This is a genomic window from Aquincola agrisoli (genome assembly GCF_036621135.1).
Lineage (GTDB): Bacteria > Pseudomonadota > Gammaproteobacteria > Burkholderiales > Burkholderiaceae_C > Aquincola > Aquincola agrisoli.
In genome coordinates, this window is the sequence record NZ_JAZIBG010000056.1 from 200,105 (window position 1) to 212,198 (window position 12,094).

General features: G+C 70.9%; 13 protein-coding genes. 10 read left to right on the forward strand and 3 right to left on the reverse strand.

Annotation, left to right across the window (positions count from 1 at the left end; genetic code table 11):
- Positions 1-44: 44 nt before the first annotated feature.
- The 9 genes from V4F39_RS26025 to V4F39_RS26065 all read left to right on the forward strand — a co-directional run bounded on the left by V4F39_RS26025 (position 45) and on the right by V4F39_RS26065 (position 8,281).
- The gene (locus V4F39_RS26025; protein ID WP_332293156.1) at positions 45-812 is read left to right on the forward strand and encodes a sulfite exporter TauE/SafE family protein; all 768 of its coding nucleotides are present in this window, start codon (positions 45-47) and stop codon (positions 810-812) included.
- Positions 813-819: 7 nt separating this feature from the next.
- Positions 820-2,508, forward strand: a complete 1,689-nt coding sequence (locus V4F39_RS26030) for a nitrite/sulfite reductase (protein WP_332293157.1) — start codon at positions 820-822, stop codon at positions 2,506-2,508.
- Between the two features lie 4 nt (positions 2,509-2,512).
- Complete coding sequence (locus tag V4F39_RS26035) at positions 2,513-2,995, forward strand: DUF934 domain-containing protein (RefSeq protein WP_332293158.1); 483 nt, start codon at positions 2,513-2,515, stop codon at positions 2,993-2,995.
- A gap of 3 nt (positions 2,996-2,998) precedes the next feature.
- Complete coding sequence (locus tag V4F39_RS26040; protein ID WP_332293159.1) at positions 2,999-3,799, forward strand: phosphoadenylyl-sulfate reductase; 801 nt, start codon at positions 2,999-3,001, stop codon at positions 3,797-3,799.
- The gene (gene cysD, locus V4F39_RS26045; protein WP_332293160.1) at positions 3,796-4,764 is read left to right on the forward strand and encodes a sulfate adenylyltransferase subunit CysD; all 969 of its coding nucleotides are present in this window, start codon (positions 3,796-3,798) and stop codon (positions 4,762-4,764) included. The genes V4F39_RS26040 and cysD overlap by 4 nt, the downstream gene beginning before the upstream one ends.
- Entirely contained in the window at positions 4,765-6,042 is a 1,278-nt protein-coding gene (locus tag V4F39_RS26050; protein WP_332293161.1) for a sulfate adenylyltransferase subunit 1, read from the forward strand. It abuts the gene before it with no gap.
- A 7-nt stretch (positions 6,043-6,049) separates the two neighbouring features.
- On the forward strand, positions 6,050-6,814 hold the full coding sequence (gene cobA, locus V4F39_RS26055; protein ID WP_332293162.1) for a uroporphyrinogen-III C-methyltransferase: 765 nt from the start codon (positions 6,050-6,052) through the stop codon (positions 6,812-6,814).
- A 77-nt stretch (positions 6,815-6,891) separates the two neighbouring features.
- Entirely contained in the window at positions 6,892-7,215 is a 324-nt protein-coding gene (fdxA, locus tag V4F39_RS26060; RefSeq protein ID WP_332293163.1) for a ferredoxin FdxA, read from the forward strand.
- A gap of 4 nt (positions 7,216-7,219) precedes the next feature.
- On the forward strand, positions 7,220-8,281 hold the full coding sequence (locus V4F39_RS26065) for an NAD(P)/FAD-dependent oxidoreductase (RefSeq protein ID WP_332293164.1): 1,062 nt from the start codon (positions 7,220-7,222) through the stop codon (positions 8,279-8,281).
- A gap of 30 nt (positions 8,282-8,311) precedes the next feature.
- Here the strand turns inward: V4F39_RS26065 and V4F39_RS26070 are convergent, their stop codons facing one another.
- The 3 genes from V4F39_RS26070 to V4F39_RS26080 form a co-directional block, all read right to left on the reverse strand.
- Complete coding sequence (locus V4F39_RS26070) at positions 8,312-9,550, reverse strand: NAD(P)/FAD-dependent oxidoreductase (RefSeq protein WP_332293165.1); 1,239 nt, start codon at positions 9,548-9,550, stop codon at positions 8,312-8,314.
- Entirely contained in the window at positions 9,547-9,900 is a 354-nt protein-coding gene (locus V4F39_RS26075) for a RidA family protein (RefSeq protein ID WP_332293166.1), read from the reverse strand. Before V4F39_RS26075 ends, V4F39_RS26070 begins: the two co-directional genes overlap by 4 nt.
- A 113-nt stretch (positions 9,901-10,013) precedes the next feature.
- A complete protein-coding gene (locus tag V4F39_RS26080) occupies positions 10,014-10,958 on the reverse strand; it encodes a LysR family transcriptional regulator (protein WP_332293167.1) in 945 nt (314 codons plus the stop codon).
- Positions 10,959-11,073: 115 nt separating this feature from the next.
- On the opposite strand from V4F39_RS26080, the gene V4F39_RS26085 reads away from it, so the two are divergent.
- Positions 11,074-12,093 (forward strand): Bug family tripartite tricarboxylate transporter substrate binding protein, encoded by a 1,020-nt coding sequence (locus V4F39_RS26085; RefSeq protein ID WP_332293168.1) that lies wholly within the window; start codon positions 11,074-11,076, stop codon positions 12,091-12,093.
- The last annotated feature ends 1 nt before the right edge of the window (position 12,094 follow it).

A 12,094-nucleotide genomic window follows, 5' to 3' on the forward strand; every position in this document is an offset into this window, starting at 1 on the left:
GCACGGGATGGTCCCGCGCATGCTATTGGAGAAGCGGAGCAGCGATGGATTGGATGGCGATAGCCAGCGGCTTCGGCGTCGGTGCCATCGTCGGCATGACGGGTGTCGGCGGCGGTTCGCTGATGACGCCGCTGCTGATGGGCGTCTTCAAGCTGAACCCCGCGGTCGCCATCGGCACCGACCTGTGGTTCGCGGCCCTCACGAAGACCGGCGGGGCCGTCGCGCACCACCGCCACGGCCATGTCGACTACCGCATCACCGCGCTGCTGCTGGCCGGCAGCCTGCCTGCGGCGGTGGCGACCATCGCGTTCATGCACCTCACGGGCGTCACCAAGGCCTGGGCCGGCACGCTCACCTTCGCGCTCGGCATCGCACTGCTGCTCACTGCCGTGACGGTGGCCTACCGCCAGGCCTGGCTGACGATCGGCCTGCGGCTGGAGCGGTGGATCCCGGAGCGCCGCAAGCCCGCGCTGACGGTGCTGTGCGGCCTGTTGCTGGGCGTGCTGGTGTCGCTCAGCTCGATCGGCGCCGGCGCCATCGGCGCGACGCTCATCCTCCTGCTGTACCCTCGCCTGCCCGCGCACCGGCTCGTGGGCACCGACATCGCCCACGCGGTGCCGCTGACGCTGGTGGCCGGCATCGGCCACGCCACGCTCGGCCACGTGGACTGGGCGCTGCTGGCGGCCCTGCTCGTCGGCTCCCTGCCGGGCATCTGGCTCGGCGCCAGGCTCACCAAATCCATGCCCGAGAAGCTCGTGCGTGCGCTGCTCGCAGCCGCGCTCGTCACCGCGGGCCTCAAAGTGATTCACTGAACCCAGCATGTACCAGTACACCGACTTCGACCGCCAGTTCGTCCGCGCGCGCGCGGCGCAGTTCCGCGACCAGCTCGAGCGCAACCAGAAGGGCGAGCTCGGCGACGACGAGTTCCGCCCGCTGCGGCTGCAGAACGGGTGGTACATCCAGCGCCACGCCCCGATGCTGCGCGTGGCCGTTCCGTACGGCGAGCTCAGCAGCCGCCAGCTGCGCCAGCTCGGCCGCATCGCCCGCGAGTACGACCGCGACTACGGCCACTTCACCACGCGGCAGAACCTGCAGTACAACTGGATCCCGCTCGACAAGAGCGCCGACGTGATGGACCTGCTGGCCGATGTCGACATGCACGGCATCCAGACCAGCGGCAACTGCATCCGCAACATCACGAGCGACGCGCTGGTGGGCATCGCGCGCGACGAGATCGTCGATCCGCGGCCGTACTGCGAGATCCTGCGCCAGTGGAGCACGCTGCACCCCGAGTTCGCGTTCCTGCCGCGCAAGTTCAAGATCGCCGTCAGCGGCGCGAAGGAAGACCGCGCCGCGACGCTGTGGCACGACGTCGGCCTGCACCTGCTGAAGAACGAGGCCGGCGAGGTCGGCTTCAAGGTGTTCGTCGGTGGCGGCATGGGCCGCACGCCGATCATCGGCAGCCTGGTCAACGCCTTCGTGCCCTGGCAGCAGATCCTCGTGTACCTCGAGGCGATCGTGCGCGTCTACAACCGCTACGGCCGGCGCGACAACATGTACAAGGCGCGCATCAAGATCCTGGTGAAGGCCGAGGGCCAGAAGTTCTTCGACGCGGTGAACGCGGAGTTCCAGGCGATCCTGAACCACGACACCGACGGCGACGCGCAGATCATCCCGCAGGCCGAGCTGGACCGCGTCTCGGCCTCCTTCGTGCTGCCGGCCGGCGTTGCGCCCGCCGCCGAGGCGCCCGCCCCGGCCGACGCACCGCCCGCCTACACCCGCTGGCTGGAACGCAACGTCGTGCCCCACCGCATCGACGGCTACCGCGCGGTGCAGCTCTCGCTGAAGCGACCGGGCCAGGCGCCGGGCGACATCACCGGCACGCAGATGGACCTGGCCGCCGACCTGGCCGACCGCTTCAGCCACGGCGAGCTTCGCGTCACGCACGACCAGAACCTGCTGCTGCCCTGGGTGCGCCAGGCCGACCTGTTCGCGCTGTGGGAAGCCGCCAAGGCCGCCTCGTTCGCCTCGCCCAACATCGGCCTCTTCACCGACATGATCGCCTGCCCCGGCGGCGACTTCTGCGCGCTGGCCAACGCCCGCTCGATCCCGGTGGCCGAAGAGCTGACCGAGCGCTACCAGGACCTCGATGAGCTGTACGACATCGGCGACATCGACCTGCACATCAGCGGCTGCATCAACTCCTGCGGCCACCACCACAGCGGCCACATCGGCATCCTCGGCGTCGACAAGGACGGCGCCGAGTGGTACCAGATCAGCGTGGGCGGCTCCGACGGCTCCACGCTCAGCGGCGGCGCGGTGCCTGGCAAGGTCATCGGCCCGTCGTTCGCGGCCGACGAGATCGCCGACGCGGTGGAAGCCGTGATCACCACCTACAAGCAGCAGCGCCAGCCTTCCGAGCGCTTCATCGACACCGCCAAGCGCCTGGGCGTGCCGCCCTTCCGCGCCGCCACCGACGCCGTGCGCCGCAGCACCGCAAGAGCCTGAAGCCATGAAATTCATCGATCCCAGCCGCGACCCCTGGCACCTGGTGGTGGGCGAAGACGGCCCGATGCCGCACCCCGACCCCGCGCCGAACCGCCTGCTCACGCTCGAGCAGTGGCACGCCGTGCGCGAGCACTGGCCCGCCGACGTGCCGGCCGGCGTCGTCGTGCCGAACGACGTCGACATCGAGACCATCGAGCAGTGCCTGCCGCGCCTGGCGCTGGTGGTGCTGCAGTTCCCCAAGTGGGTGGACGGCCGCGCCTACAGCCAGGCCCGCATCCTGCGCCGCCGCTTCCGCTTCGCCGGCGAGGTGCGCGCCACCGGCGACGTGGTGGTCGACATGCTGCCGCTGCTGCAGCGCACCGGCTTCGACGCCGTGGCGCTGCGCGGTGACCAGAAGATCGAGTCGGCCCAGCGCGCGCTGCAGTTCTTCCCGTCGCACTACCAGGGCGACGTGGTCCACCACGAGCCGCATTTCGCCAAGGCCTGAACCGTGAGCGCCATCGACCTCAACGCCCGCGCCAGCGCCGATTTCGACGCCAAGCTGGCGCGCACGCTCGACGTGCTGCGCCAGGCCGCGGCCGACCATCCCGGCAGCGTGGTGCAAGGCACCAGCCTCGGCGCCGAGGACATGGTGATCACCGACCTGATCGCGCGCCACCAGCTGCCCATCGCGCTGGCCACGCTCGACACCAAGGCCCTGCACGACGAGACGGTCGCGCTGATCGGCCGCATCGAATCGCACTACGGCGTGCCGGTGGAGGTGTTCAGCCCGCCCGAAACCGCGGTGATCCGCTTCGTCTCGCAGCACGGCCCTAAGGCCATGTACGAGAGCGTCGAGCTGCGCAAGGCCTGCTGCGCCGTGCGCAAGCTCGAGCCGCTGGGCCGCATGATGCAAGGCCGCGACGCGTGGATCACCGGCCTGCGCCGCGAGCAGTCGAACGACCGCGCCAGCGTGGAGTTCGTCGAGCGCGAGCCCAACGGCCGCACCAAGTACGCACCGCTGGCCGAATGGACCTGGGGCGACGTGTGGCACTACATCGGCCTGCACCAGGTGCCCTACAACCCGCTGCACGACCAGTTCTTCCCGAGCATCGGCTGCGCGCCCTGCACCCGCGCCGTGGCGATGGGCGAGGACTTCCGCGCGGGCCGCTGGTGGTGGGAGCAGGACGGCGCCAAGGAATGCGGCCTGCACGTCCATGAATCCGCCCCTGGCGCCGTCTCGGCCCTGCGTCAGCCCGAACCCGCCGCGCCTGCCGCGCCGTCGTCTTCTTTTTCCCCGGTGAACCGATGAACGCCCCCGTCTCCGTCGACCAGCTGCTGCCGCAGCTCGATCACGCCCACCTCGACCACCTCGAGGAAGAGGCCATCTTCATCCTGCGCGAGGTCGCCGCCAGCTTCGAGCGCCCGGCGCTGCTGTTCTCGGGCGGCAAGGATTCGTGCGTGGTGCTGCGCCTGGCCGAGAAGGCTTTCAAGCTGCGCCCCGACCGCAACGCACCCAACACGTTCAAGGGCAAGCTGCCCTTCCCGCTGCTGCACGTGGACACCGGCCACAACTTCCCCGAGGTGATCGAGTTCCGCGACCGCCGCGTGGCCGAGATGGGCGAGCGCCTCGTCGTGGGCCACCTGGAAGATTCCATCAAGCGCGGCACCATCCGCCTCGCGCACCCGCTCGAATCGCGCAACGGCCACCAGACAGTGACGCTGCTGGAGGCGATCGAGGAGCACCGCTTCGACTGCCTGATCGGCGGCGCCCGCCGCGACGAGGAGAAAGCGCGCGCGAAGGAGCGCATCTTCAGCCACCGCGACGGCTTCGGCCAATGGCAGCCGAAGGAGCAGCGGCCCGAGCTGTGGACGCTCTTCAACACGCGCCACAAGCCCGGCGAGCACTTCCGCGCGTTCCCGATCAGCAACTGGACCGAACTCGACGTGTGGCTCTACATCGCCCGCGAGCAGATCCCGCTGCCGAACCTGTACTACGCGCACGACCGCCAGGTGATCCGCCGCAAGGGCCTGCTGGTGCCGCTGACCGAGGTGACGCCGCCCGAGGCCGGCGAGACGGTCGAGACCGCGCAGGTGCGCTTCCGCACCGTGGGCGACATGACCTGCACCTGCCCCGTCGAGAGCCCGGCCGCCAACGCCGCCGACATCGTCGCCGAGACCTTGACCGTCACCGTCAGCGAGCGCGGCGCGACCCGCATGGACGACCGCACGTCGGACGCATCGATGGAACGCCGCAAGAAGGAAGGGTACTTTTAAATGTCAGTCTGCACCGACCACCGCGCGCTGCGCTTCCTGACGGCCGGCAGCGTCGACGACGGCAAGAGCACGCTGATCGGCCGCCTGCTGTTCGACAGCCGCGCCATCCTGGCCGACCAGCTCGACACGCTGGAGAAGAAGGCGGCCGGCCAGGCGATCGATCTGTCGCTGCTGACCGACGGCCTGGAGGCCGAGCGCGAGCAGGGCATCACCATCGACGTCGCCTACCGCTACTTCGCCACGAAGCAGCGCAAGTTCATCATCGCCGACGCGCCGGGCCACGAGCAGTACACCCGCAACATGGTCACCGCCGCCGCCGGCAGCGACGCCGCCGTGGTGCTGGTCGACATCACCAAGATCGACTGGCAGGCCCGGCCGGTGCAGCTGCTGCCCCAGACGCGCCGCCACACGCTGCTGGCCAAGCTGCTGCGCGTGCCGAGCATCGTGTTCGCGGTCAACAAGATCGACGCGATCGAGGAGATCCGCCCGGCCTTCGAGGCCGTGAAGCACGCGCTGGAGGCCTTTGCCGCCGAAGCCGGCGTCGAGGTGGCGGGCATCATCCCCGTGTCCGCGCTGCGCGGCGACAACGTGACGCAGCCGCTGGCCGCGGCCTGGTATGCCGGCCCGTCGCTGCTGCAGCTGCTGGAGAGCCTGCCCACCACGCAGGAACGCACCGAGGGCGATCTGCTGCTGCCGGTGCAGTACGTGGCACGCGACGACGGCGAAGGCACTGGCCACCAGCCGCGCACGCTGTGGGGCCGCATCGCCCACGGCGGCGTGAAGGCCGGCGACACGGTGCAGCTCTTCCCGAGCGGCGAAACCGCCACGGTCGCCCAGGTGCGCCTGGCCGGCGAGGTGGTGGACGCGGCGCACGCGGGCCAGTCGGCCGGCGTGGTGCTCGACCGCCAGATCGACGTGTCGCGCGGCGACTGGATCGCCACGCCCCGGAGCCTGCACGCGACGCAGAAGTTCTCGGCCACGCTCGCCTGGCTCGACACCGAGCCCGCCATCGTCGGCCGCAAGTACTGGGTGCGCCACGGCAACCGCTGGGTGCAGGCGCGCATCAGCTCGATCGACCACCGGCTCGACATTCACACGCTGGCCGAGACCGACGCGCACGAACTGGCCGTCAACGAGATCGGCGCCGTCACCGTCGAGACGCAGCAGCCTCTGCCGGTGGAGCCCTATGGGGCCAACCGCGTGGGCGGCGCGCTGATCGTGGTCGACCCCACCAGCAACCGCACCAGCGGCGCGCTGCTGGTCCAGCAGGCAGCTTGAGGCCCGTATGACCCTCGGCAAGGTGATCTTCATCGGCGCCGGCCCCGGTGCGGCCGACCTGATCACCGTACGCGGCGCGCGCCTGCTGGCGCAGGCCGACGTGGTGCTGTTCGATGCGCTCACCGACCCGGCGCTGCGCGAGCTGGCGCCCGGCGCGCGCTGGCTCGACGTCGGCAAGCGCGGCTTCTGCCATGCACCCAAGCAGGCCGAGATCAACGCGCTGCTGGTGCGCATGGCCGGCGAGCACCGCACGGTGGTGCGGCTCAAGGGCGGCGATCCGAGCGTGTTCGGCCGGCTGGAGGAAGAGCTGATGGCGCTGGCCGAGGCCGGCATCGCCAGCGAGGTGGTGCCCGGCGTCACCGCCGCGATCGCCGCCGCGGCCGCCACGCAGCGCCCGTTGACGCGCCGCGGCCGGGGCCGCAGCGTCAGCCTGTCGACCGCGATGACACAGGAAGGCAGCCTCGCCGACGCCACGCCGCCGCGCGCCGATACCGAGGTGTTCTACATGGCCGGCCGCCAGCTCGGTGCGCTGTCGCGCCGCCTGCTCGCCGCGGGCTGGCCCGGCGACACGCCGGTGCTGGTGGTGTCGAACGCCGGCATGCCCGACCAGCGCGCGAGCGACCACACCTTGGCCCACCTGGCCGCCGCCAGCATGCTGCACGCCGGCCGACCGGCGATCGTCACCGTGGGCGCCGGCGCCGTGCCGGTCGAAGGTGTTTCGTCCGGCCGCACGGCTGCCCGCACAACCCCCGTGGAAACCCCGGCGCCTTAGAATCCCAGGTTCTCATGGAGCGGCCGCCACATGAACCCAGGCGCTGCCGCACTCAACATTTCCAGAGGCTGAAGCCCATGACCCACGTCGTCACCGAAGCGTGCATTCGCTGCAAGTACACCGATTGCGTCGACGTCTGCCCCGTCGACTGTTTCCGCGAAGGCCCGAACTTCCTGGCGATCGATCCGGACGAATGCATCGACTGCGCCGTCTGCATCCCGGAGTGCCCGGTCAACGCGATCCTGCCCGAGGAAGACGTGCCCGGCGACCAGCAGCAGTACATCCAGCTCAACGCCGAGCTGGCCAAGAAGTGGCCCAGCATCACGAAGCGCAAGGCCTCGCTGCCCGACGCCGACGAGTGGAAGGACCGCACGGGCAAGCTGCCCGAGCTGATCCGCTGAGACGATGATCGAGACCGACGCGCTGATCGTCGGTGCCGGGCCCGTCGGGCTGTTCCAGGTCTTCGAACTGGGCCTGCTGGAGATCGGGGCGCACGTCGTCGACTCGCTGCCCCAGCCGGGCGGCCAGTGCATCGAGCTGTATCCCGACAAGCCCATCTACGACATCCCGGGCCTGCTCGCGACGAGCGGGCGCGAGCTGGTGGCACGGCTGCTGCAGCAGATCGCGCCTTTCAAGGCGCCGCTGCACCTCGACCAGGAAGTGAGCCTCGTGCAGCGTCAGCCGGACGGGCGGTTCCGCGTCGAGACGCGGCGCGGCCTGCAGTTCATGGCGAAGACTGTGTTCATCGCCGGCGGCGTGGGCGCCTTCCAGCCCAAGCCGCTGCGTGTGGACGGCCTGGCCGCCTTCGAAGGCAGCCAGCTCCACTACCGCGTCCAGGATCCGGCCCGCTTCGCCGGCCGCCACATCGTCGTGGTGGGCGGCGGTGATTCGGCGCTCGACTGGGCCAACCATCTTGCCGACCCGGCCAGCCCGCACCGCGCGGCCAGCGTCACGCTGCTGCACCGGCGCGACGCGTTCCAGGCCCTGCCCGCCGGGGTCGCCCGCATGCGGGCGCTCTGCGAAGCGGGGCAGATGCAGTTCGCGACCGGCCAGGTGGCCGGCATCGAGGTGCAGCAGGGCCGGCTCGTGGCCGCCAAGGTGCTGGGCGGCGACGGCGTGACGCGCGTGGTGCCGCTCGACGACCTGCTCGTCTTCTTCGGCCTCAGCCCGCGCCTGGGGCCCATCGCCGACTGGGGCCTCGCCATCGAGCGCAAGCAGCTGGTGGTCGACACCGAGAAGTTCGAGACCAGCGAACCCGGCATCTTCGCCGTCGGCGACATCAACACGTATCCCGGCAAGAAGAAGCTGATCCTCTGCGGCTTCCACGAGGCCACGCTCGCCGCCTTCGGCGCATTGCGCCATGTGCACCCGGACAAGCCGGGCCACCTGCAGTACACGACGACCAGCCCCCGGCTGCACGAGCTGCTGGGCGTCGAGACGCCCCTGCACGACGACGGCGGCACCTGAGCCGCCCTCGCTCCGGGCCCGGGCTGCGTCTCAGCCGAACCGCCGCGGCGCGTAGGGCGCGGCGTCCACCACCGGCGCCTCGCCGTCGACCAGTTCGGCCAGCAGGCGCCCGCTGACCGGGCCCAGCGTGAAGCCCTGGTGCCCATGGCCGAAGTTGAACCACAGCCCCCGGTGCCTTGGAGCGGGGCCGATCACCGGCTTCATGTCGACGACGCATGGCCGCGCGCCCAGCCAGGGCTGCGGCTCCACCGCGTCGGGCAGGTCCAGCAGCTCCCGTGCACTGGCCTCGGCCAGGTCGAGCTGCCTCGGCGTGGCCGGCGCGTCGCGTTGCGCGAACTCCGCCCCGCTGGTGATGCGCACGCCCTGCCGCATCGGCGCGATGACGAGGCCGCGGTCCACGTCGTACAGCGGCAGCCTCGGCCCCGCGCCACCCCGGTAGTGCCGGTGGTAGCCGCGCTTGACGAAGAGCGGCAGCCGGTAGCCGAGCGGCCCCAGCACCTGCTCGGACCAGGGGCCGAGCGCGATCACGGCCTGTTCGGCATCGAGCGTGCCGTCGGCCGTCGTCACGCGCCAGCCGGCGGGCGTCTGCTGCAGCGTGGCCGCATCGCCCTGCGCGATCGTGCCGCCGAGCTGCCGGAAGTGCCGCGCGTAGCGGGCGACCAGTTCGCCCGGATCGCTGACGCTCCACGGGTCGAGCCAGTGGATCGCGCCCGCAAGCCGCTGCCGCAGCGCGGGTTCTGCGGCCGCCAGCGCCTCGGGGCCGAGCACCTCGTGGCGCAGGCCGTGGCTGCGTTGCAGCGCCTGGGCCTTCTCCACCGCAGGGGCGAGGCCGGCGGCGTCGCGGTAGATGTGGAAGTAGCCGTCGCGCCGCACGAGGTCGTCGGCGCCCGCGGCGGCGATCAGCGGCGCGTGCTCGCTGGTCGCGTGCTCGATCAGGCGGGTATAGGCCGCGGCGATGGCCGGGTAGCGGCCGGCGCCCGAGTGCTGCCAGTAGCCGGCCAGGCGGGGCGCCACGGCCGGCAGCGCCGCCAGGTGGTAGTTGACATCCGCGCCGCGCCTGAAGGCCACCTCCACCAGCTTGGCCATGCTGCGCGGGAACGCATAGGGTTCGACGGCCTCGCGCTGGATGATGCCCGCGTTGCCGTACGAGGTCTCGCGGCCGGGCTCGCGACGGTCGACGAGGACGACGGCATGGCCGCGCCGGGCCAGGTGCAACGCGGTGCAGGTGCCGACCATGCCGGCACCGAGCACGACGACCGTGCCGCTCACTGCGGCCTGCCGGCGACGACGGTCAGTTCGACGAGCGCGCCGGGCAGCACCAGGTCGGCGCGCACGGTGGTGCGCACCGGCCGCGGCTCGGCGAATGCGTCGGCGTAGACGCGGTTGAAGGCGGCAAAGTCGTCCGCATTCACGAGGTGGACGGTGACGGACACGACGTCGGCCAGCGCCAGGCCTTCGGTGCGCAGCGTCGCCTCGATGCGGCTCAGCGCCAGCGCCGTCTGCGCCTCGATCCCGGCAGGGACCGAGCCGTCGGGCGCGATGCCCAGTTCCCCGGACAGGAAGACCAAGTTGCCGAGCGTGCGGGTCTTGGAGAACGGGAGTGCGGATGCCTGTGTCATGCCGTCAGGGAAGTGCGTGGCCGGATGGAAAATTATTCGTCAATGGGGGGTCGGCGACAATCTCATAATCCGAACAAGGCGTTGCCAATAACGCAACGCAACGCGCCGGCGTCTCATCCCTCGCGCGACAGCGTCTCGCGCAGGTGCTCGATGAAGGCGCGTGCGGCATCGGGCAGGTGGCGGCCGGCCATGGTCTGCACCTCGAAGTGGCGCTCGTTCATCTCGCGGTCGCGCAGCGCGATCGCGACGACGCTGCGGTTGTGCAGCTGCTGGCGCAGGGCCAGCTCGCCGCAGAAGGTCACGGCGCTGGTGTGCGCGACGTAGTGGATCAGCGGGTAGAGGTGGCTGCCGGTGATGACGGGTTCGAGCGTCAGCTCCTGGCGGCTGCAGCTGATGTCGAGCAGGCGGCGCAGCGTCGAGGTGGCGTCGGGCAGCGCCAGCGGAAACGCCAGCACCTGCGACAGCGACACCTGCCGGCGCTGTGCCAGCGGATGGCCCGGCGCCACCACCGCCAGGATGGGCGAGGGATGCCGAAGCTCCACCCGCAGGCCACTTTCGGAGCTCAGGCTGACGGTGATGCCGACGTCGGCGACGCCTTCGCGCACGCGCCGCGCCACCTCCTGCTGCAGGCACATGTCGAGCGTGAAGCGGATGCCCGGGCAGCGTGCCTGGAAATCGGCCACCACCGCCGGCAGGAACTCGTAGGCGAAGCCCTCGGTCGCGGCAAGCCGCACCTCGCCCTGGCGCAGGCCGCGCAGCGCGAGGATGTCGTCCGTCACCCGCTCGATGTCGAGCCAGGCGCGGCGCGCGTGCGCGGCCAGCAGCTCGCCGGCCGAGTTCAGCGCCATGCCGCGCGCGCGGCGCTCGAACAGCAGCGTGTCAAGCTCGCGCTCCAGCCGGCCGATCTGGCGGCTCACCGCGGAGGGCGCCACCTCCAGCCGCGCAGCCGCCTCGGTCACCGAACCGGCCCGCGCCACCTCGAGGAAGTAGCGGATCGCCACCTCTTGCAGCACACGTTGGTTGACCGGACGGCGCGCGCCGGTTCGGGCGGTAGGCATGTCGGAGGCGCGATGAAGATTGCTGAAACGGCAACGGAACTTTATGAACATTATGCTTGCTGCACAGGTGACCGCTCCCTAGCATGAGTTTGCCAACCCCTGCAGCACCCGCCTCATGCACACCACGCCATCGCAACACCCCGGCGCCACGCGGCGCCGCCTCTTCGCACTGACGGCCGGAGGCCTGGCGACGGCGCTGTGCGCTGCGCTGCCGGCGCCCGTGCTGGCCGATCCGGCCTACCCCGCCAAGCCCATCACGCTGGTGATCCCGTTCCCGCCCGGCGGCAGTGCCGACACCATCGGCCGGCTGGTGGGCCAGCGCCTGTCGCAGGAACTCGGTCAGACCGTGGTCATCGACAACCGGCCCGGCGCGGGCACGGCGATCGCGGCCGGCTTCGTCGCCAAGGCCGCCCCCGACGGGTACACGCTCTTCGTCAGCTCCGGATCCACCTTCACCGCCAACCCGGCCATCCGCAGCAACCTGCCCTACGACGCGGTCAAGAGCTTCGACCCGATCGCGATCGTCGCGCGCATCCCGCTGATCGTGCTGGCCAACAAGGAGGTGCCGGTGAACACCATCCAGGAGTTCACCGCGGCGATCAAGGCCACGCCCGACAAGTATTCCTACGCCTCGTTCGGCAACGGCACGACGGCGCACTTCGCCGGCGAGATCCTGCTGGGCAGGCTGGGCGCGAAGATCCTGCACGTGCCCTACAAGGGCAGCGGCCCCGCGATGACCGACCTCATCGGGGGCCAGGTCACCTTCTCGGTCGACACGGTCACGGCCGCGATCCCGCAGGTGAAGGCGGGCAAGGTCAAGGCCATCGGCGTCACCACGATCGCCCGGTCGTCGCAGCTGCCCGACGTGCCCACCTTCGCGGAAGCCGGCCACCCCGGCATCAACATCGACACGTGGATCATGATGGTCGCGCCCAAGGGCACGCCCGCGGCGATCCGCGAAAAGCTCGAGAAGACGCTGGCGAAGATCGGCGCGTCGGCCGACGCGCAGGCCAGGATGCGCGCCCAGGGCGCGGAGCCGGCCTTCGCCGGTTCGGCCGCAGCAGCCGCCCAGATCGAGCAGGAACTGCCGCTGATGCGGGCGGTGGCGCAGCGCGCCAACATCAAGTCCGACTGAA

Bases quoted from the DNA above. Each gene is read 5' to 3' on its own strand.
- V4F39_RS26025 (WP_332293156.1), top strand. From the start codon at position 45: ATGGATTGGATGGCGATAGCCAGCGGCTTCGGCGTCGGTGCCATCGTC.
- V4F39_RS26030 (WP_332293157.1), top strand. From the start codon at position 820: ATGTACCAGTACACCGACTTCGACCGCCAGTTCGTCCGCGCGCGCGCG.
- V4F39_RS26035 (WP_332293158.1), top strand. From the start codon at position 2,513: ATGAAATTCATCGATCCCAGCCGCGACCCCTGGCACCTGGTGGTGGGC.
- cysD (WP_332293160.1), top strand. From the start codon at position 3,796: ATGAACGCCCCCGTCTCCGTCGACCAGCTGCTGCCGCAGCTCGATCAC.
- V4F39_RS26050 (WP_332293161.1), top strand. From the start codon at position 4,765: ATGTCAGTCTGCACCGACCACCGCGCGCTGCGCTTCCTGACGGCCGGC.
- cobA (WP_332293162.1), top strand. From the start codon at position 6,050: ATGACCCTCGGCAAGGTGATCTTCATCGGCGCCGGCCCCGGTGCGGCC.
- fdxA (WP_332293163.1), top strand. From the start codon at position 6,892: ATGACCCACGTCGTCACCGAAGCGTGCATTCGCTGCAAGTACACCGAT.
- V4F39_RS26065 (WP_332293164.1), top strand. From the start codon at position 7,220: ATGATCGAGACCGACGCGCTGATCGTCGGTGCCGGGCCCGTCGGGCTG.
- V4F39_RS26075 (WP_332293166.1), bottom strand. From the start codon at position 9,900: ATGACACAGGCATCCGCACTCCCGTTCTCCAAGACCCGCACGCTCGGC.
- V4F39_RS26080 (WP_332293167.1), bottom strand. From the start codon at position 10,958: ATGCCTACCGCCCGAACCGGCGCGCGCCGTCCGGTCAACCAACGTGTG.
- V4F39_RS26085 (WP_332293168.1), top strand. From the start codon at position 11,074: ATGCACACCACGCCATCGCAACACCCCGGCGCCACGCGGCGCCGCCTC.